Source organism: Sinomicrobium sp. (assembly GCA_029266035.1).
GTDB lineage: Bacteria > Bacteroidota > Bacteroidia > Flavobacteriales > Flavobacteriaceae > Sinomicrobium.
Map to the genome: position 1 here is coordinate 85,502 of JAJUFH010000006.1, position 18,746 is coordinate 104,247.

The 18,746-nt window shown below is 44.3% G+C and carries 18 protein-coding genes; 12 read left to right on the plus strand and 6 right to left on the minus strand.

Annotated features, from left to right (window positions below; genetic code table 11):
• Positions 1 to 85 precede the first annotated feature (85 nt).
• Complete coding sequence (locus tag ACYZZR_RS05245; protein WP_461532950.1) at positions 86 to 853, minus strand: TatD family hydrolase; 768 nt, start codon at positions 851 to 853, stop codon at positions 86 to 88.
• 107 nt (positions 854 to 960) lie between these two features.
• Here ACYZZR_RS05245 and ACYZZR_RS05250 point away from each other — a divergent pair, with 107 nt between their 5' ends.
• Positions 961 to 1,440, plus strand: coding sequence for a retropepsin-like aspartic protease family protein (locus ACYZZR_RS05250; protein WP_461532951.1), 480 nt, complete (start codon positions 961 to 963; stop codon positions 1,438 to 1,440).
• 44 nt (positions 1,441 to 1,484) lie between these two features.
• Here ACYZZR_RS05250 and ACYZZR_RS05255 read toward each other — a convergent pair whose 3' ends face one another.
• Entirely contained in the window at positions 1,485 to 1,964 is a 480-nt protein-coding gene (locus ACYZZR_RS05255; protein ID WP_461532952.1) for an acyl-CoA thioesterase, read from the minus strand.
• Between the two features lie 302 nt (positions 1,965 to 2,266).
• On the opposite strand from ACYZZR_RS05255, the gene ACYZZR_RS05260 reads away from it, so the two are divergent.
• The gene (locus tag ACYZZR_RS05260) at positions 2,267 to 2,752 is read left to right on the plus strand and encodes a c-type cytochrome (protein WP_461532953.1); all 486 of its coding nucleotides are present in this window, start codon (positions 2,267 to 2,269) and stop codon (positions 2,750 to 2,752) included.
• A 59-nt stretch (positions 2,753 to 2,811) separates the two neighbouring features.
• Here the strand turns inward: ACYZZR_RS05260 and ACYZZR_RS05265 are convergent, their stop codons facing one another.
• The 3 genes from ACYZZR_RS05265 to ACYZZR_RS05275 are packed head-to-tail and all read right to left on the minus strand — an operon-like array spanning position 2,812 to position 6,149.
• Entirely contained in the window at positions 2,812 to 3,747 is a 936-nt protein-coding gene (locus tag ACYZZR_RS05265; RefSeq protein ID WP_461532954.1) for a hydroxypyruvate isomerase family protein, read from the minus strand.
• Positions 3,748 to 3,784: 37 nt separating this feature from the next.
• Positions 3,785 to 4,423, minus strand: a complete 639-nt coding sequence (locus tag ACYZZR_RS05270; RefSeq protein WP_461532955.1) for a gluconate 2-dehydrogenase subunit 3 family protein — start codon at positions 4,421 to 4,423, stop codon at positions 3,785 to 3,787.
• Between the two features lie 13 nt (positions 4,424 to 4,436).
• A complete protein-coding gene (locus ACYZZR_RS05275) occupies positions 4,437 to 6,149 on the minus strand; it encodes a GMC oxidoreductase (RefSeq protein ID WP_461532956.1) in 1,713 nt (570 codons plus the stop codon).
• 139 nt (positions 6,150 to 6,288) lie between these two features.
• Here ACYZZR_RS05275 and ACYZZR_RS05280 point away from each other — a divergent pair, with 139 nt between their 5' ends.
• From ACYZZR_RS05280 to nadD, 10 genes are all read left to right on the plus strand, one after another.
• Positions 6,289 to 7,281 carry a sugar phosphate isomerase/epimerase family protein gene (locus tag ACYZZR_RS05280; RefSeq protein WP_461532957.1) on the plus strand — a complete coding sequence of 331 codons (993 nt, stop codon included), beginning with the start codon at positions 6,289 to 6,291 and terminating at the stop codon, positions 7,279 to 7,281.
• A 58-nt stretch (positions 7,282 to 7,339) separates the two neighbouring features.
• Positions 7,340 to 8,584 (plus strand): MFS transporter, encoded by a 1,245-nt coding sequence (locus tag ACYZZR_RS05285; RefSeq protein ID WP_461532958.1) that lies wholly within the window; start codon positions 7,340 to 7,342, stop codon positions 8,582 to 8,584.
• A gap of 34 nt (positions 8,585 to 8,618) precedes the next feature.
• Positions 8,619 to 9,758 (plus strand): Gfo/Idh/MocA family protein, encoded by a 1,140-nt coding sequence (locus ACYZZR_RS05290; RefSeq protein WP_461532959.1) that lies wholly within the window; start codon positions 8,619 to 8,621, stop codon positions 9,756 to 9,758.
• Between the two features lie 26 nt (positions 9,759 to 9,784).
• Positions 9,785 to 10,852, plus strand: coding sequence for a sugar phosphate isomerase/epimerase family protein (locus ACYZZR_RS05295; protein WP_461532960.1), 1,068 nt, complete (start codon positions 9,785 to 9,787; stop codon positions 10,850 to 10,852).
• 54 nt (positions 10,853 to 10,906) lie between these two features.
• Positions 10,907 to 11,671: a 3-keto-disaccharide hydrolase gene (locus tag ACYZZR_RS05300; protein WP_461532961.1), complete on the plus strand. Its 765-nt coding sequence runs from the start codon at positions 10,907 to 10,909 to the stop codon at positions 11,669 to 11,671.
• A gap of 175 nt (positions 11,672 to 11,846) precedes the next feature.
• Positions 11,847 to 12,926, plus strand: coding sequence for a calcium:cation antiporter (locus tag ACYZZR_RS05305; RefSeq protein ID WP_461532962.1), 1,080 nt, complete (start codon positions 11,847 to 11,849; stop codon positions 12,924 to 12,926).
• 11 nt (positions 12,927 to 12,937) lie between these two features.
• A complete protein-coding gene (locus ACYZZR_RS05310) occupies positions 12,938 to 13,720 on the plus strand; it encodes a 3-keto-disaccharide hydrolase (protein WP_461532963.1) in 783 nt (260 codons plus the stop codon).
• Positions 13,721 to 13,848: 128 nt separating this feature from the next.
• On the plus strand, positions 13,849 to 14,706 hold the full coding sequence (locus tag ACYZZR_RS05315; RefSeq protein ID WP_461532964.1) for a YicC/YloC family endoribonuclease: 858 nt from the start codon (positions 13,849 to 13,851) through the stop codon (positions 14,704 to 14,706).
• Between the two features lie 27 nt (positions 14,707 to 14,733).
• Entirely contained in the window at positions 14,734 to 15,333 is a 600-nt protein-coding gene (gene gmk, locus ACYZZR_RS05320) for a guanylate kinase (RefSeq protein WP_461532965.1), read from the plus strand.
• Positions 15,334 to 15,354: 21 nt separating this feature from the next.
• Entirely contained in the window at positions 15,355 to 15,936 is a 582-nt protein-coding gene (nadD, locus tag ACYZZR_RS05325; RefSeq protein WP_461532968.1) for a nicotinate (nicotinamide) nucleotide adenylyltransferase, read from the plus strand.
• A 29-nt stretch (positions 15,937 to 15,965) separates the two neighbouring features.
• Here the strand turns inward: nadD and ACYZZR_RS05330 are convergent, their stop codons facing one another.
• Positions 15,966 to 18,098: a hypothetical protein gene (locus ACYZZR_RS05330; protein ID WP_461532966.1), complete on the minus strand. Its 2,133-nt coding sequence runs from the start codon at positions 18,096 to 18,098 to the stop codon at positions 15,966 to 15,968.
• Positions 18,099 to 18,746: the final 648 nt, after the last annotated feature.

Below are 18,746 nucleotides of genomic sequence, written 5' to 3' on the forward strand. Positions count from 1 at the left end.
TATATCTATCAGAACCGGGAGTCCATACCCGGTAGCAAAGTTACGCACAGCCTACAAATGAACAAAAATTTATTGGCTTTACCACTTATATTCTGAAAATCTCAGTGGCATTGGCAGTAGTCTTAAGCGCAACATCTTTTTCAGACAGACCGTACACTTCGCTTATTTTTTCGAGCACTTTCACTAAGTATGCGCTTTCATTTCGCTTACCTCTATACGGCGTGGGAGCGAGGTAGGGAGCATCTGTTTCCAAAACAATACTATCTAGTGATATCTGGTTCAGAAACTGGTCTATTTTACCGTTTTTAAAGGTAAGCACTCCTCCTATTCCGAGTTTCATCCCGTATGAAACTGCCTGCCTTGCCTGTTCTAAGGTACCAGTAAAACAGTGAAAGATACCGAACAAATCGTCTCCTTTTTCCGATTCAAGAATTTCAAAAACCTCATCAAATGCCTCTCTACAATGAATTACAATAGGAAGCCCATGGTTTTTGGCAAGTTGTATCTGCCTTTTAAAAGCCTGCTGTTGCTGTTTCAAAAACTTGCGATCCCAATACAGGTCTATACCTATTTCCCCTATGGCATAATACCTGCGTTGCTGTAAGTTTGCCTCTACATGAGCCAATTCTTCCTCAAAATTCTCTTTTACATGAGTGGGGTGTAGTCCAGCCATAAGGTACATTCTGTCCGGATAGCTGTGTTCCAGTTCCAGCATGGCTTGGGTATAAGAAGAATCTATGGCTGGGATAAAAAAACGTTCTACTCCTGCCGCTATGGCGCGCTGTATCATTTCGTCTCTGTCGGCATCGAAGGCTTCGCTGTACAAATGGGTATGAGTATCGGTAATAATCATGCCACAAAAATATAAACATTAAACTATCTTTGCATAACTTTTTACAAAAGTCGGGTATACTCAAACCCCGTAGTCTGTCATACAGCGTATATAAACTAAGGTAATACATGAAAAGTCTAAAAACCCTGCTCAGCGGAAAAAATTTTGTCCGTATCCCACTAGAACTCACCAATACCAATCACTTTGAAATTACCGCAGAGATCAACGGCATTAAGGGTAGGTTTATTTTAGACACCGGGGCTTCCAGCACCTGTGTGGGTACTGATTGCGCTTCCCATTTCGAATTGAACACTAAAAATTCAGAAATCAAGGCCTCTGGAGCGGGTGCTACCAATATGGACACCTTAGTATCTCACAAAAACACATTGACTATTGGAAACTGGACGCGAGCAAAGGTAAAGCTGGTACTCTTCGATCTCTCACATGTTAACGAAGCGCTGATACAACACGATTGCCCGCCCGTACACGGCATCATAGGTGCCGATATTCTCAGAAAGTCAAAGGCGATTATCGACTACGGAAAAAAATGCGTCTATCTGAAAAACAAGAAAACGACTTCCACGACAAAAAAAGACGACAATCTATAGCCTACTTTTGGCAAATACTTAGGAGTTGCCATTGCAACACCCTTTTACATATGGAGGTCTTTAGGCTCTTTGCCATACCTACGAGTGTCGGCCTTAGTCAGTATTCTAAATTTTTCGGTTTTGGGAATCTCTTGCAAGAGAGACAGAAATTCTTCAGGTAAGCCTGTGAGCTGCCGAGAAGTCATATCTATCCACGCTCCCAGCATTTCGCAATGTGCAAAATTCCGACCCGAAGCATCGTAAAAATTGTGGTGAAACTCAAAAAACATACCATCTTCACTTATTCCAGCAAGTTCTAGCGATACCCTTACCGGCTTTCCGGGAAAGACTTCTTTAAAGTAATAGATGTGTTCGTAAAAAACTACCGGTCCGAGTCGATGCTCGGCTAATTGCTTCTGCCCTAGCCCCTTTTCCGTCAGGTAAGACATCCTGGTGTGACTCATAAAATTAATATAGGCAGAATTGGCCAGATGACGATTGGCATCTATATCGCTCCACCTAATGTCAAACTCCTTGAAATACATAAGATTTTCTCTTTTTATACTATGCATGCATAGCAATTGTAAAGATACATTTTTTGCTTGGAAAAAATAACCCAATCACCGGCCAACTACAACGTTAAAGCTCTCAAAATATGTTAAACCCGACCTTAAAACTCTGTTTTATTACCTATATTAGTAGCTGAAATTACAGCTGCGGCGGAAAATGAAATTTACTGCGTATTTTTTCTTTTATTTCGAGCCAATACTGTAGTTTCAGACAAACCTAAAAATGTGGAAGACGGTGAGATCAACCGTTTAAACGCATTGTCAAAACCGTTAGAAAAATGAAAAAATTACTATTGACAATAGCCCTAGGGACGGCTGTTGTACTCGCCGGTTGCGGAGAGAAAAAAGAAGAAAAGAAAAAATTCAGTTACGAAAGGACTAAAACCGAAGCGAAAGCGGCCAAAACTACGGCGACTTCGCAGGTACCGGTAGACATGGAAAATAAGGGAATAGGCCCTATTAAAGAAGTTGTTTTCGGAGATATAGACCAGGCGATGGTGAGCCGGGGCGAAGAAGCCTTTAAGACCAAATGTACCGCCTGCCACAAAACGGACCAAAAATTCATAGGTCCGGCTATGACCGGCATCTACGACAGACGAAGTCCGGAATGGGTGATGAACATGATACTCAATCCTGCGCAAATGCAAAAAGAAGACCCCATTGCTCAGGCTTTGGTAGAAGAGTACAAGGGCACATTGATGCTAGATCAGAACCTCACTGAAGACGAAGCTAGGGATATTGCAGAATTCCTCAGAACACTGTAAAAAATTTATATATTCTCAACGCATCCCTTTTCCGCAAGGAGGAGGGATTTTTTGTGTTCTCATATAAAATCGTCTACTTGCTTATAGGCGTCTATCACGGCTAGTTCGCCCACTCCATCGGGTCGAGAATTACCGTGTTCCATCCCTACAATCCCGTCAAAACCACGATTGTGAATATATTTAAACACGTTTTTGTAATTGATCTCTCCTGTGGTAGGCTCATTTCTACCGGGATTGTCCCCTACTTGAAAGTAAGCGATCTCGTCCCAGCTGGCTTCGATATTCGGAATGAGGTTACCCTCGGTAATCTGCTGGTGATAAATGTCGTACAATATCTTGCAGGAAGGTGAGGCTACTGCCTTACATATCTCATAAGCCTGAGCCGATTTGGAAAGAAACATACCGGGGTGGTTCATATAGTTCAAGGGTTCTAGCACCATAACAATTCCATGAGGTTCGAGTATAGCCGAAGCCCTTTTTAGCGACTCCACCACATTGGCGGTCTGATATCCAGGTTCCAGGCGAAGATCTCTATAACCCGGCACTACGGTCACCCATTGGGCATTGACTCGTTTGGCCACCTCTACGCTCTTTCGTATATCGGTGAGAAACTCTTCGCGCTTCCCTTCGTCCCCGCTGGTCAGATTGGGTTCGGACCAGTATATTTTATGTGCGACGAACACTCCCATTTCCATATTCAGCTTTTGCATAGTATTGGCTATGGCTTCTTGCAGGTTTACGGGACGGTTTCTCATTTCATTATCTTCAAAAGCAGTAAAGCCCTGCGCTGCCATAAATTCCAATTGCGAAATGATATCCCCGCCTGCACTGTGCTTAAACATCCCTTCATGAGGGGCGTATTTTAGGTTGAACGCATGTGGTTGTTTCGCCTTTTTTTCCGACTTCTTTTCGGAGGCAAAAGCACCTATTGTTCCAGCTACAGATGCTCCCAAGCCGGCTATTAACGAATGTTGTACAAATTTCCTTCTCTGCATTTTTTAGTTCAAGCTTATCAATTCAGTATGACAAATATTACAATGACCACAATTTCCCTCCACTTGCTTCTTCCAGGGGAATACACCCCTTTTGAACTCCCGGAATGGGATCGTAGGCTAGCACTTCCTCTCCTATATACTCGCTGATCTTGTACGCCTGAATAGTTTTACTTCGCACTTCTTTTACAAAATCGAATACCAAAGCGTCACGATTTTCTGGAGTGAGCTTTCCATTATCGCGATATTCTCTGAGTACCTCACCCCATTCTTTTCGCTCTTCAACACTTGCCTGAAGCGCAGCAGCAATTACTTCTTCCACTTCGTCCGGACTCGATTTCAGCAAATCTGTCGGACTTTCCGCGCCGAGTTTTTCGGCAAAGGCCTTGATTCCGTCACGCATCTTCCTTTGTTGTTCCGCACTGTACACCTCATTGAAATACTTATCGATAAACTGAGGCACATTCAATTCTCTAGCCCCCGGGAGATCTGGGGTAGTCGGAATGATGATGTCTGTCATTTTTGACAATACATCTCCTTCTTCAGGACTGAAAAATTCTGGCGTCCAGCTAGCCTTGGGGTCGGCAGTACAACTCTGCAGTATACTGATCAGCGTGGGGGTTGCAGCCACAAGTCCGAGCGACAATCCTATATTTTTTAACACTTCTCTTCTTTGCATGGTGTTCTTTGTTTTACAAGTTCATTCTCTTGAGTTCTTCCACTGCGTGATTGGCGGCTCTTGCAGTAAGTGCCATATAGGTAAGCGAGGGGTTTACACAACTCGACGAGGTCATAGCCGCTCCGTCGGTCACGTATACATTGGGCACAGAGTGCAACTGATTGTGAGCATTCAGCACCGAAGTTTTCGGGTCTCTTCCCATACGCGCCGTTCCCATTTCGTGGATACCGAGCCCCGGAGCCCCACCGTTATCGTAGGGCTTAACATCCCTAAAACCGGCAGTTTCGAGCATTTCTACCGCCTGCTGCTTCATATCCTTACGCATATTGTATTCGTTCTCCTTGTACTCGGCATCGAAGGTAACTGTCGGCAGTCCCCATTTGTCTTTCTTGTCGTAATCCAAATACATCTTATTGTTGTGATAGGGCAGCATCTCTCCAAATCCGAGCAGGTTGATTCCCCAATCTCCCGGACTCATGATCAACTCCTTGAGTTTTTCTCCATAAGCCAATTCCTTCACGGTACTGCTCAGGTCACCTCTTCCTCCACCACCCTGATAGCCATATCCTCTCAAAAAGTCCTTTCTGTCTGTTTTTCCACCGAGGTTGCGGAACCTGGGGATATACAATCCGTTGGGCCTTCTTCCTTTAAAATACATGTCTTCAAAACCGTCTACCTTTGCTCTCGCTCCAACCTGAAAATGATGATCCATGATATTGTGTCCAAGCTCTCCGGAATCGTTGCCCATACCGTCGGGAAATCTTTCAGATTTAGACTGCATCAGTATAGAAGTAGAAGCCACTGCAGAGGCACACACAAAGATAATCTTGGTCTTAAACTCCAGGGTTTCTGAAGTTTCCGCATCGATAACTCTCACCCCTGTAGCGCGTTTTTTATCCTTGTCATACACGATTTCGTGCACTATAGAAAAAGGTCTCAAAGTCATATTCCCGGTGCGCTCCGCCGCGGGTAAAGTAGATGAATTACTGCTGAAATACGCTCCAAAAGGACATCCTCTTATACAACGACTCCTGTACTGGCAAGGACTCCTTCCTTCAAATTCTCCCGCGGTAATATGGGCCACCCTTCCTATTGTGAGCAATCTCCCGTCGTCGTATTTTTCAGCCATCGATTTTTTTAGGTCCTCCTCCACACAATAAAGATCCATCGGAGGTAAAAATTGCCCGTCGGGCAACTGAGGGAGTCCCAGTTTCTCACCGCTCACCCCTATGTATTTTTCCACATAATCATACCAAGGCGCTATATCTCTATACCGTATCGGCCAATCTACGGCTATCCCCTCCTTGAGATTGGCCTCAAAGTCGATATCACTGAGGCGATAACTCTGTCGCCCCCACATAATAGAGCGCCCTCCTACGTGATATCCCCTCATCCAGTCGAACCGCTTGTCTTCGTTATAGGGATGTTCGAGATCATTCACAAAAAAATGCTTGCTATCTTGTTTGATCGTATAACCCGTTCGGGCTTGTTTGCCCTGTTTCCTAAGGTCTTCCTGAGTAGGCGCCCCTCCGTTGTCCATATCCCACGGATCTAGGTGCATGGTAGGATAGTCTTCTATATGCTTTACCATACGCCCCCGCTCCAACACCAGTGTTTTCAAACCTTTTTCACACAGCTCTTTGGCTGCCCATCCTCCGCTAATCCCGGTACCGATAACAATAGCGTCGTACTCCTCCTGCGGAGAATTGTAATAAATAGCGCCCATTATATATTGTTATTTCTACATTTATGAATAGATCTCAAATATATGAATTTTGCATCTTATTATATATTTTTTAACCGAATAAACACCTTTTCCTTGTAAATCTTATTATTTTAGCATCTCACTTCTAAACCCTATTAGCATGAACCGACGAAGATTTCTGGAAAATTCGGGCAAAGCAGGCGCCGCCTTATCGCTATTAGGACTATATGCCTGCAAGGACCCAAAAAAAGGCAAACAGCCACAGGTCACCCCGGAGAACGTCGAGGCAAACAAGGAAGTTTCGCTCTTTTTTAAACTATCTCTCGCACAGTGGTCAATTCACCGAATGATACTAGAACAGGGATTCGACCCTTTTCGCTTTGCCGAAAAGGCAAGTGAATGGGGATTTGCAGGACTCGAATACGTAAATCAACTGTACATAAACGAACTGACAAAAAATTCGCATACGCCTACCGCCATGAGCAAGCTGGTAAAAGAGCTCGACAAGCGCAGTTCGGATCAGGGTGTAAAAAACCTGATTATTATGGTAGACGGCGAAGGTAATCTTCCGGTAAAGAACAAGGAGGAGCGGATGAAGGCTGTAGCCAATCACCACAAATGGATAGATGCCGCAGCCGAACTGGGGTGCCATTCTGTACGGGTCAATCTCTTCGGAGAGCCACTGCCAGAAGATTGGAAGAAATACGGAGCAGAAGCCCTTTCTGAACTTTCCAGCTACGCTGCCAAATCGGACATTAATGTATTGGTTGAAAATCACGGACATTTCTCTTCCAATGCTGCCCTGCTGGCAGAGGTTATAAAAGAGGTGAATATGCCCAATTGCGGCACCCTTCCCGATTTTGGCAATTTCTGTATAGACAAACAGGACGGAAAATGCGTGGAAGAATACGACAGGTACAAAGGTGTTGCAGAACTTCTCCCCTATGCCAAAGGAGTGAGTGCCAAGTCGTACGACTTTGATTCCGAAGGTCTGGAAACCACCATCGATTACGAAAAAATGATACGTATGGTAAAGGATAGCGGGTACACGGCATATGTAGGTGTAGAATACGAGGGCAACAGACTGAGTGAGGAAGAAGGGATCAAAGCCACTCGCGATCTGCTGCTCAACATAGGCAAAAAGATAGCTTGAGTATCACAATCAACCAATCGTATCCCGAAGTCTAAAGGATACCTAAAAATCTATATCTATGAATAAGAAAATTCAATTCCAGCTATCCCTTATGATGTTTCTGGAGTTCTTTATATGGGGAGGGTGGTTTGTAACATTGGGAAGGTTCTTACCTGTCAATCTAAACGCCAGTGATTACGAGATTGCCAATGTGTTTTCCACACAGTCGTGGGGAGCGATTATAGCGCCTTTTATCATCGGTATGATTGCCGATCGCTTCTTTAATGCCGAACGCATTTTGGGGGTTTTACACCTCGTGGGCGCAGTGCTGATGTACCTCATGTACCAGGCTACCGACATCGCTGCCTTCTTCCCTTATGTGCTGGCCTATATGATTTTGTTTATGCCCACCTTAGCTCTGGTAAACTCTGTTTCTTTCAGGCAATTGACAAATCCCGAAAAACAGTTTTCCAACATTCGAATTTGGGGAACCATAGGCTGGATTATCGCCGGATTGTGTATCTCATACCTGTTTTATTGGGACTCGGACCAAGGTATCGCCAATGGGTTGTTAAAAAACACCTTTTTAATGTCGGCTATCGCTTCACTGATTTTGGGTCTGTTCAGTTTTACCCTGCCTAAAACTCCTCCTGTAAAGGTAAATTCGTCAGAAAAACCTTCTCTGTCTTCTATAATCGGACTGGACGCTATCAAATTGCTCAACAATAAGAATTTCCTGGTATTCTTTATCTCTTCCATACTCATTTGCATCCCCCTGGCTTTTTACTACCAAAACGCCAACAACTTTTTGGGCGAAATAGGCATGGAAGGTGTCACCGGAAAAATGGCTATAGGACAGGCTTCCGAGGCTCTGTGCCTTTTGCTGCTTCCAGTATTTTTCTCCCGATTTGGCTTTAAAAACACCATAGTAGTAGGTATGTTGGCCTGGGCTATACGCTATGCGCTTTTTGCCTATGGCGATGCCGGTGCAGCAACCTATATGCTGCTCATCGGTATTGCCTTGCACGGCATCTGTTACGATTTCTTTTTTGTATCCGGGCAGATCTATACCGACAGCAAAGCCGGAACAAAATACAAGAGTGCTGCCCAAGGTTTAATAACTTTGGCCACCTACGGACTAGGACAGTTGATAGGTTTTTGGGTAGCGGGTTATATAGGCACAGTATATGCCGGAATGAAATCGGAAAGCATTGCCGCGTTCTGGCAGCATGTCTGGCTGGTACCTGCAGGAATAGCCGTTGTAGTTACTCTACTCTTCCTCGCTTTCTTTAAAAATGAAAAGATAGCATTCAAAGAATCCTAGTCAATATTAAACGCAAAAATCAACAATAAACGCAATGAGAAAATTGAGAATGGGCATGGTTGGCGGAGGTATAGGCTCCTTTATGGGGGGCGTTCACCGCAAGGCATCGACCATGGACGGCATGGTAGAATTGGTATGTGGAGCCTTTAGCAGCAACCTTGAAAAATCGAGGGAAACGGGCAAGTCGCTCTACCTTCCACAGCATCGCTGTTATGAAAATTTTCGCGAAATGATAGAAAAAGAAAGCCGGCTTCCCGAAGGAGAACGCATGGATTTTGTATCTATAGTCACCCCCAATCACCTACATTTCGAACCGGCAAAAATGGCGTTAGAGCACGGTTTTCACGTGGTGTGCGACAAACCGATGACCCTTACAGTCGCCGAGGGTAAAACCCTTGAAAAGCTAGTAGAAAACAACAAACTGCTGTTTGCCCTTACCCACAACTACACCGGAAATTCCATGGTAAAACAGGCCAGAGCTATGGTAAAAAACGGAGATCTGGGAGAAATTAGAAAAGTGCAGGTACACTACCTTCAAGGGTGGATGACCAACGAACTAGACGAACAAGCCACGACAAAGCCCTGGAGGGCCGACCCTTCGAAATCGGGAGTAGGTGGCTCGCTGGGCGATATAGGAACCCATGCCGAAAATTTGGTATCTTATATCACCGGATTGAAGATCACCGAAATCGCCGCCGATCTGGCACGCATCGGTCCGCAACGTCTACTCGACAACGACGGCAACATCCTTTTCCGAATGGAAAATGGCGCCAAAGGGGCTATGTCTATGTCGCAGATCGCTACGGGAGAAGAGAACGACCTATCCATACGAATATACGGCAGCAAAGGGAGTGTACAGTGGAGACAGGAGGACTCTACAAGACTATTTGTAAAATGGGCAGACCGTCCGGAACAAATCTTTACACCTGATGGAAATGGCATATACGATCAGGTTAGAGCAGTGTCGCGAATACCCAACGGGCATCCGGAAGGCTATCTCGAAGCCTTCGCCAATATATACCGGAACTTTGCCGTCCATCTGATGGCAACAATGGAAGGAAAAACACTTGCGGATCCCGACTACCCCACGGTAAACGACGGAGTACGAGGTGTAAGGTTTATTCACGCCGCCGTGGAAAGCGACAGCAAAAATTCGGCTTGGGTAAGCCTGTAAAAGTCTAAATCTATAATTACATCACTATGAAAACCGTAAAGGGTCCGGGAGTATTCCTCGCGCAATTTGTAGACCACAAGGCTCCTTTCAATTCGCTGGAAGGCCTGTGCGAATGGGCTTCATCGCTAGGGTACAAAGGAATACAAATCCCCACCACCGAAAACTTTCTGATAGAGCTCGAAAAAGCAGGGAGTACAGACGAAACGGAAGGGCAGGAATACTGTGATGCACTAAAAGAAAAAATAGGAGCATACGGACTGGAGATCACGGAGCTCTCTACCCACCTTCAAGGGCAGCTTGTCGCCGTACATCCGGCCTACGACATCATGTTTGACAACTTTGCTCCCAAGGCCTACAAAAACAATCCCAAAGCCCGTACCGAATGGGCCGTGGACCAAGTAAAAAAAGCAGCTAAGGCAAGCAGAAGACTCGGCTTGAAAGCCCATGCCACCTTTTCGGGTTCGCTCTTATGGCACACTGCACACCCCTGGCCTCAACGTCCGCAGGGTCTTGTAGAAATGGGCTTTGATGAACTCGCAAAACGCTGGAAACCCATACTAGACACCTACGACGAAAACGGAGTAGATCTCTGCTATGAAATCCACCCCGGTGAGGACCTGCACGACGGAGATACCTTTGAGCGATTTCTCAAAGCTACCGGAAATCACAAAAGGATAAATATCCTCTACGACCCCAGTCACTTCGTATTGCAGCAACTGGATTACATCGCCTATATAGACCACTACCACGAATTTATCAAGGCCTTCCACGTGAAAGATGCCGAGTTCAACCCCACGGGAAAAAAAGGAACCTTCGGAGGATATAACGATTGGATAGACCGGGCAGGACGGTATCGATCTCTCGGAGACGGGCAGGTAGATTTTAAAACCATTTTTTCCAAACTCACCCAATACGGCTGCGACGTATGGGCCGTAATGGAATGGGAGTGCTGTATAAAATCGCCCGAACAAGGCGCCCGAGAAGGGGCTCCTTTTATACAACAGCATATCATAGAAGCTACAGAAAAGGCCTTTGACAACTTTGCCGGGGGCGATGTAGACAAAGACAAACTGACAAGAATACTGGGATTGTAATTTGAGATTCTAATAATACAGAGTGGTTATTTCCGCTTGTAAAAAATACAGAAGATGAAAAGAATAAGTATTTGTATGGTCGCACTGGCACTGATGAGCGGCTGCAAGGAAAAAGTTGACAAAAACAAACCGAAACAAGAGGGTGCAATAAAGCTTGACACACAGCAGAACAACAGTTCGGAAAAAGCTGAGGGTGAATGGGTCTTTCTTTTCGACGGAAAGACCTTTAGCGGTTGGCACGGCTACAATGCCGATGAGATTTCTCCGGAGTGGAGTGTTGTAGACGGAGCTATGGTACTCACGCCAGACAACGACAACAAAGCGGGCGGGAAGAACCTGGTAAGTGACAAAGACTACACTAACTTTGAACTCTCCTTGGAATGGAAAATATCAGAAGGGGGAAACAGCGGAGTATTTTGGGGCGTAAGAGAAATCGCGGAACTACCAGAGCCCTATCAAACAGGGCCGGAGATACAAATCATCGACAACGAAAGGCATCCCGATGCCAAGGTAGGTCCTAGTCACCAATCGGGTGCCCTGTACGATATGGTCGACCCCTCCAGTGAAATGGCAAAGCCGGCGGGTGAGTGGAATACCATGATTGTAAAAATAGATCACAACAGCAACGAGGGCAAAGTGTGGCTCAACGGAGTAGAGATCGTGAGTTTTCCCGTACACGGTGAGGAGTGGAAAAATATGATCGACAACTCCAAGTTTAAAGGATGGGAAGGCTTCGGAGTTTACAAAACGGGCAAGATAGGACTTCAACACCACGGCGACAAAGTATCTTTTAGAAACATAAAAATAAGGTCTTTATAAGCAAAATCGATATAAAATCAAGTCCCCGATAAAAGTGGTAAATTGATTTAACATCTTATCGCCTTGGCGAATATTGATTTCTCTTTGATTAAAGATTAGAAAATAAAAGGTAAAAAATTGTATTTTAGAACCCTGTTTTTTCAGCAGATAAATAATCTTATTACAACATACCTTTATGAAATCATTACTCCAATGGACCATTTTTATACCGATTTTAGCCTGGATTTTGTTTTTTTCAGGTTTAATTCCCAATAGTGGATTCTCCCAAATTATTGCGAGTATTTTGCTTGTTTTCAGCGTAATGGCCTCGGTACACCATTCTGAAGTAATCGCTGAAAAGGTTGGTGAACCTTTCGGAACCATTATTCTTGCAGTATCTATTACAGTGATCGAGGTTTCTATTATTGTGTCACTGATGTTGTCTGAAGCTACTGATTCGGCTTCTACACTCGCGAGAGATACGGTCTATTCGGCCACTATGCTTATTCTAAATGGTATTATTGGATTTTGTTTGCTGATAGGTGGACTAAAACATTACGAACAGAAATTTTCCGCTTCTTCAGTAACTATCGCTTTGGTTTCTTTGATTTCAATCGTGGTCTTTACATTGGTGTTTCCCACCTTTACAAAAAGTGTTCAAGGCTCTTATTATTCCACACCTCAGCTTATTTTCGCATCTGTTGTCTGCCTGGTTATCTACACCACTTTTCTATTGGCCCAAACAAGGCAATACCGACAATATTTTCTCACCGTTGGCGTAGACGAAAACGAAGAAACCGCAACTCCCATCAAAATTAGTAATAAGGTATTTATAACAAGTCTTATCGCACTAATTGCCAGCTTGGGTATAGTAGTTTTATTGGCAAAGACCCTTTCACCAACTATCGAAGGTATTATTGTAGGATACAATTTACCTAAAACATTGGTAGGGGTTGTCATTGCAGCCATTATTTTATTACCAGAAGCCCTAGCTGCAATCTTCGCTGCAAGTAAAAACAGGCTTCAAACCAGTTTAAATCTGGCATTGGGATCAGCATTGGCAAGTATAGGGCTAACAATTCCCAGTGTGGCTATATTGTGCATTATAATGGATATTCCCATTATTTTGGGATTAGACATCAACTCTATCGTTCTATTGGCATTATCCGTATTTACCGTAATGCTATCGTTAAATAGGGGAAAATCAAATTTTATATACGGTGTAGTGCTCCTAGTCAATTTATTTGCTTTTATATTTCTGATGATTTATCCTTAAACAGAGAACAAATGATATATCCACTCGTAAAAATGTCAAAAACTCAATTATGCATCTTAGTGTTCTTCACAGGTAGTATATGTATTTACGCCCAGCAAAACGGCCTTGAAAAAGAACCCACAAATCCTGAGGCCACCGAGTTTTACAGTCCGGTGCCTCCAAAGGTAATCCCAGCTGTAGAGAACAATGGGATTCCGAGTGATGCCATAGTGTTGTTTGACGGAAAGAATTTGGACGAATGGATCAGTGTCAAGACAAAAGAAAGGGCAAAATGGGTATTGAACAGCGATGGCAGTATGTCGGTAAAACCCGGAGTCGGCGACATTCAAAGCAAAAAAGAATTTGGAAGTGTACAGCTTCACCTCGAATGGAAATCGCCCGAAAAGATAGAAGGAAACAGTCAGAATCGGGGAAACAGTGGTGTATTTCTCCAAGGGCTGTACGAAATACAGATCCTAGACAACAACGACAATGAGACCTATGTAAACGGACAGGTAGGATCGCTATACAAACAACAAGCCCCATTGGCCATGGCCTCTGTAAAAACCGGTGAATGGAATACCTACGACATCATCTTTCACGCGCCTGAATTTGAAAAGGGACAACGCGTAAAAAAGGGAACCATCACCGTGATACACAACGGCATTCTCATTCAAGACCACGTAGAGATCAAGGGAACCACCGAATACATAGGATGGCCCAAAGTAAAGCCACATGCTAAGGGGCCCATAATACTACAGGATCACGGGAGTCCGGTAAGCTACCGGAATATCTGGATTAGGGAACTTCCTTAAAATCACCGTCTAAACCGAAGAGAACACCGATTCGAGCCAATAGCCCGGAAGCCGGTGTTTTTTATTTAATACCCTTATGTTTTCTAATTTACTTACCTTTGCCCAACTTATTTCTATAAAAAATCAGGATGATAAAATCGATGACGGGCTTCGGGAAGTCGGTAGTACAACTCCCTAACAAAAAGATCACCATAGAACTCAAGTCGCTCAACAGCAAAAGTCTGGATCTCAATGCCAGGATTCCCTCTCTGTACAGGGAAAAAGAGCTGCAAATGCGCAATACCATAGCCAGCTCTCTGGTTCGGGGAAAAGTGGATTTCGGTCTCTATGTGGAGATCACAGGAGAAGAGACCTCCTCCCAGATCAACGAAGCCGCGGTAAGGGAATATATCCGTCAACTCCGAAACATCAGCGATGCCGACGATATCGATCTGCTCAAGATGGCTATACGTATGCCGGACGCTCTCAAAACAGAGCGAGCTGATATAGACGAAAAAGAATTTGAAGCTATTTCCAACGCCCTGAACGAGGCCATTGTAGAAATAGACAACTTTCGTCGTGAGGAAGGAAGCGCACTCGAAAAAGATTTCCTGTTGCGTATAGAAAACATTAGACAACTATTGGATCAGGTAAAGACCCTCGACCCGGAACGTATAGCTCACGTGCGTGAACGCCTGGAAAAAGCTGTGGGCGACCTCAAGGAAAACGTAGACAAAAACCGATTTGAACAGGAGCTCATATACTATCTGGAAAAGTTTGATATCACAGAAGAAAAGGTGCGGCTTACCAATCACCTCGACTACTTTATCAGCTCTTTAAACTCAGAAGACTCCAACGGACGAAAGCTCGGTTTTATCGGTCAGGAAATAGGAAGGGAGATCAACACCATAGGCTCAAAGGCCAACTACGCCCCTATGCAGAAAATTGTGGTGCAAATGAAAGACGAACTGGAAAAGATCAAGGAACAAGTACTCAATGTGCTGTAAAACCCCATAACCCAATCCTGAACGGATATGTCAGACAACAATACTCCAGAACAAGGAAAACTCATAGTATTTTCGGCCCCTTCCGGCAGTGGAAAAACCACTATTGTACGACATTTGCTGGGCATTGAAAAATTGAATCTGGAATTTTCTATTTCCGCCACTTCACGTGCGCCACGAGGAGAAGAAAAAGACGGAAAGGACTATTACTTTCTCAGCACTAAAGAATTTAAAAAACACATTAAGGAAGAGGACTTCCTGGAGTGGGAAGAAGTGTACCGAGACAATTTTTACGGAACCCTCAAAAGTGAGGTAGAGCGTATTTGGGCATTGGGAAAGCACGTTATATTCGACATCGATGTAGCGGGAGGATTGCGTATCAAGAAAAAATTTCCCGATCGAACCTTGGCTGTCTTTGTAAAGCCCCCAAGTATAGACGAATTAAAAATACGTCTCAAAAAACGCAAGACCGAACCGGAAGACAAGATCAATATGCGTATTGCAAAAGCTTCGGTAGAGCTAGCTACGGCTCCACAATTTGACAAAATCATTAAAAACTACGATCTTGCAACTGCCCTCAGAGAGGCAGAAGAGTTGGTTGACAACTTTGTAAACGGGCATACAGACTAATACAACGATTACAGCGTGACTATCCACAAAAAGACAGGCCTTTTTTTCGGAACCTTCAACCCGGTTCACATCGGACATATCATTATTGCCAATCACTTTGCCGAACACAGCGATTTAGACGAGATATGGCTGGTGGTTACCCCCCATAATCCGTTTAAGAAAAAAAGCAGCTTACTCCCCGATCACCACCGTTTGGAAATGGTGTACCGAGCCACGAAAGACTTTGAAAAGATAAAGCCCTCCGACATAGAATTCAAACTCCCACAGCCCAACTATACCGTAAATACACTTGCGTACCTACAAGAAAAATACCCGAACAGGGAATTTTGTCTCATCATGGGCGAAGACAATCTGAAAGGATTGCACAAGTGGAAAAACTACGAACTTATTCTCAAACATCACGCGGTTTACGTATACCCCAGGATTACCCCTTCTGTGCAAACCGTTCAAGTTTCTCTCGACCGCATCTTTAAGGTCGATGCTCCCATTATAGAAATATCTGCAACCGCGGTACGCAAAGATATAAAAGAGGGGAGAAATGTAACTCCCCTCCTACATCACGAGGTGTGGAAATATATCGATGAAATGAATTTTTACAGATAAATTCACTTCGCTCGGCTGTCAAACCTCACTTATTTTTTGTTGCTCTTCACCAAAATATCGATCACTTCCCGTCCGTTGGAAGAGCCCAAAGTAATATCGTCTACCCTAATCGCCGCGTACAAGTTACGTCCCGAAGCATTCGATTTAAAATAGATAATATCTCCAGGTTCCATACGTCGCACTCGAGTAGCCGGACCGTTGTTCTGCAATTCATAACCCGATCTTGAAGTGATATTGCTCACAGCAGCATTGTAAGCATCGATCAAAGACTGTCGAGTACTCAACTCGTCGAAGGTGTCGTTTTCCGCCTGAGTGGGATTGGACAATCGCACAAAGGTTCCGCTATTTCTAACAGACCAATCAGCTATACGTGTAGAGCTTCCCCAAGCGGTAACTGCACCATTTGAAGGAGCCATAAAATTAGCGTGACCTACCCCCGACCATAGGTTGAGCATGTCTATGCTGCTCTTCACCTGATCGGCCGATTCCGGATCGTGTCTCTTGATATTGGCTAAGTCTACGTGATAAGTATCACCTTCAGGACCTAATGAAGACCACCCTCCCACGGCAAGAGTACCCGCTTTTAAGACATCCTTACTTCGCGGTACGCTTACCGCCTGACTCTTATCTACTTTAGCCGACAGCGTTATTGAACCCGCACTTCCGGTAGCATAGCCCGTAACCTTAAACGCCGCCAATATTTTCTTTGAAGACGAGCGGAAGAAGATCACATCTCCGTTTTGTATTTTGTTGACGTGTTCTCCCGAACCGTGTTCGGTGAGGGAATAACCGGATTGTGAAGAGACCATACTTTGAGCCTGCTGGTAGGCGTCGTGTAAATCTCCTACATTTTGGGCATTAGTAAACAAGGCATTAGCTTGAGAAGAAGCGTCTAGTTTAATAAATGTTCCTTCATTTTTAACCAACCAGTTTGCATTGATCTTGTCGCCGGTATCCCATTGACTCAAGCGACTCGCATCGGAAGGTGCTATAAAATTAGCTCCGGTACTGCTGCCGTTTAAAAAGACAAAGTCTATTTTTTCTTGGTGATACAAGGCATTTTCTGCAGGCTCCAATTGCTTGCTCGGATACCCGTATGTCTGCCCGTTTACCACATTCAGAAAACGCGGTCCGTTCAGATATCCCGGGTTGTCTAAGGTTACCTGATAGGTCCCTATAGACGCATTCTCATCAACAGGGTCGGCAATCTCCGTAATATCCATATAATTCAACATCACTTTGGCAAACTTTTTGGCAAAGGCCGCACGATTGGTAGCGTTGTCTCTCAATCCTACCCGATTACACTCAATTTGAAAACCGTATACATTCGGATAGTCGTCGGAGGTAAAATGACGGGTGTTGTAGCCTCCGTTAAAAAAGGCTTCCCCAGTAGCCGGATAAGGATCCTGCTTGCTGGGCACAGCTCTATATCCTTCGTTTTCCATCATAGTCCCAAAGGCATTGTCGCCCAACATCATCTCTCGAAAATCCATATAGGGATTCAGCTCCATCAGGTTGTTGATAGATGAATTCCCGGAATGTGTCGGCAAATTGACACCGTTGTACACATTTATCAGGCTGCTTCTACCTAGGCTATACCCCAGCTCTAAACGCAGATTGGGGTGCCCGTGTCCGTGAAGGTCTATATAAATGGCTCGCCCGTGCTTGGCAACAGCGTCGTTGAGGGCGGTGTCTATATAATTGTGAAAGGTATGCCAGGCAGTCTCCATCTGCGAATTGCCACAGGTAGCGTCGGCAATCGCCCTGTTCTGATCGATTTTGGCCCTTTGCAAATGACAGAAAATAATATAAGGCCGAATATTGTACTTACTGATAAATTCCTGCTCTATAGCCCGTGCCAGCTCGCGGGTATTGGCATCTGTAATCGTAGTGGGATTATTACATGTACGGTCGGGAATATTAGAAGGCTTAAGGTTTCCCCCGTGAGGTACACTGATCACCAAAGGGATATTCCCAACTACCACCTCCGTCCAGTTGTTGGAATCTTTGTACACATCACCGCTCTGCCAATTACTGGCTACTGCATTGGCTTCAGAATTCAGAACGGGATCTTCAGGGGTAAATTCTTTTACACAAGAATAGAAAATAACGGCACTCAGCATCGCGAATACCATTAAAACGCGGGTAAACTTGTTTTTCATAGTTGTTGATAGGTTAATTGGGTTAAAATGTTAATAAGTTTTAACTAAATTCTTATTTATTTTTTAAAATCGCAAGTTTTACTCATAAAATTTGAATTTATTTTTTACAGAAAAGAGAGGAGAGATATTTTGAGGTGAGGGAGTGATTTCTTTGCTGGGAGGAGTTTTGTTGTTTGTTTTGTAGTTGATTAGTTTGTAGTTTTTAGTTCTTAGTGTGACTTGGGTTTGACAGCCGGAGCCTCTGGAATAACGTTAAGGACTTGGGATATTGGGACGGGTTTGCGCTTTCAGCCCGAAAAAACTTCTCCTCACCTCTTCTTCTCCCCGTCTCCAAGTCTCTCTGTCTAGTGCTGTCATCACGAGAACTAACATTTAGGCAACCGCATAAATTTTAATGACGCCTCCCTACACTAAATTGCTGTTAATCAGTGGTTTGTTAAAAATGCGTCATGGGTAGGAGGTGACGTGGTGATCTTCTTACAAGTACACCCAGATCATGGCTCCTCTTCCCCAAGCATTCTCCAACTTTTGACGAGGTAATTACTGCGAGCCTGATCCTTTACCCCGCCATAGATCAATGTTTTGGAAATGGGTTGTGGTGCTACAAATTTTTCAAACTTATCCAATCCCTTGAAATGCTCACTCTTA

Excerpts from the sequence above, each read along its gene's own strand:
- ACYZZR_RS05245 (WP_461532950.1), bottom strand. The coding sequence starts at position 853 with ATGATTATTACCGATACTCATACCCATTTGTACAGCGAAGCCTTCGAT.
- ACYZZR_RS05250 (WP_461532951.1), top strand. The coding sequence starts at position 961 with ATGAAAAGTCTAAAAACCCTGCTCAGCGGAAAAAATTTTGTCCGTATC.
- ACYZZR_RS05255 (WP_461532952.1), bottom strand. The coding sequence starts at position 1,964 with ATGTATTTCAAGGAGTTTGACATTAGGTGGAGCGATATAGATGCCAAT.
- ACYZZR_RS05260 (WP_461532953.1), top strand. The coding sequence starts at position 2,267 with ATGAAAAAATTACTATTGACAATAGCCCTAGGGACGGCTGTTGTACTC.
- ACYZZR_RS05265 (WP_461532954.1), bottom strand. The coding sequence starts at position 3,747 with ATGCAGAGAAGGAAATTTGTACAACATTCGTTAATAGCCGGCTTGGGA.
- ACYZZR_RS05270 (WP_461532955.1), bottom strand. The coding sequence starts at position 4,423 with ATGCAAAGAAGAGAAGTGTTAAAAAATATAGGATTGTCGCTCGGACTT.
- ACYZZR_RS05275 (WP_461532956.1), bottom strand. The coding sequence starts at position 6,149 with ATGGGCGCTATTTATTACAATTCTCCGCAGGAGGAGTACGACGCTATT.
- ACYZZR_RS05280 (WP_461532957.1), top strand. The coding sequence starts at position 6,289 with ATGAACCGACGAAGATTTCTGGAAAATTCGGGCAAAGCAGGCGCCGCC.
- ACYZZR_RS05285 (WP_461532958.1), top strand. The coding sequence starts at position 7,340 with ATGAATAAGAAAATTCAATTCCAGCTATCCCTTATGATGTTTCTGGAG.
- ACYZZR_RS05290 (WP_461532959.1), top strand. The coding sequence starts at position 8,619 with ATGAGAAAATTGAGAATGGGCATGGTTGGCGGAGGTATAGGCTCCTTT.
- ACYZZR_RS05295 (WP_461532960.1), top strand. The coding sequence starts at position 9,785 with ATGAAAACCGTAAAGGGTCCGGGAGTATTCCTCGCGCAATTTGTAGAC.
- ACYZZR_RS05300 (WP_461532961.1), top strand. The coding sequence starts at position 10,907 with ATGAAAAGAATAAGTATTTGTATGGTCGCACTGGCACTGATGAGCGGC.
- ACYZZR_RS05305 (WP_461532962.1), top strand. The coding sequence starts at position 11,847 with ATGAAATCATTACTCCAATGGACCATTTTTATACCGATTTTAGCCTGG.
- ACYZZR_RS05310 (WP_461532963.1), top strand. The coding sequence starts at position 12,938 with ATGATATATCCACTCGTAAAAATGTCAAAAACTCAATTATGCATCTTA.
- ACYZZR_RS05315 (WP_461532964.1), top strand. The coding sequence starts at position 13,849 with ATGATAAAATCGATGACGGGCTTCGGGAAGTCGGTAGTACAACTCCCT.
- gmk (WP_461532965.1), top strand. The coding sequence starts at position 14,734 with ATGTCAGACAACAATACTCCAGAACAAGGAAAACTCATAGTATTTTCG.
- ACYZZR_RS05330 (WP_461532966.1), bottom strand. The coding sequence starts at position 18,098 with ATGAAAAACAAGTTTACCCGCGTTTTAATGGTATTCGCGATGCTGAGT.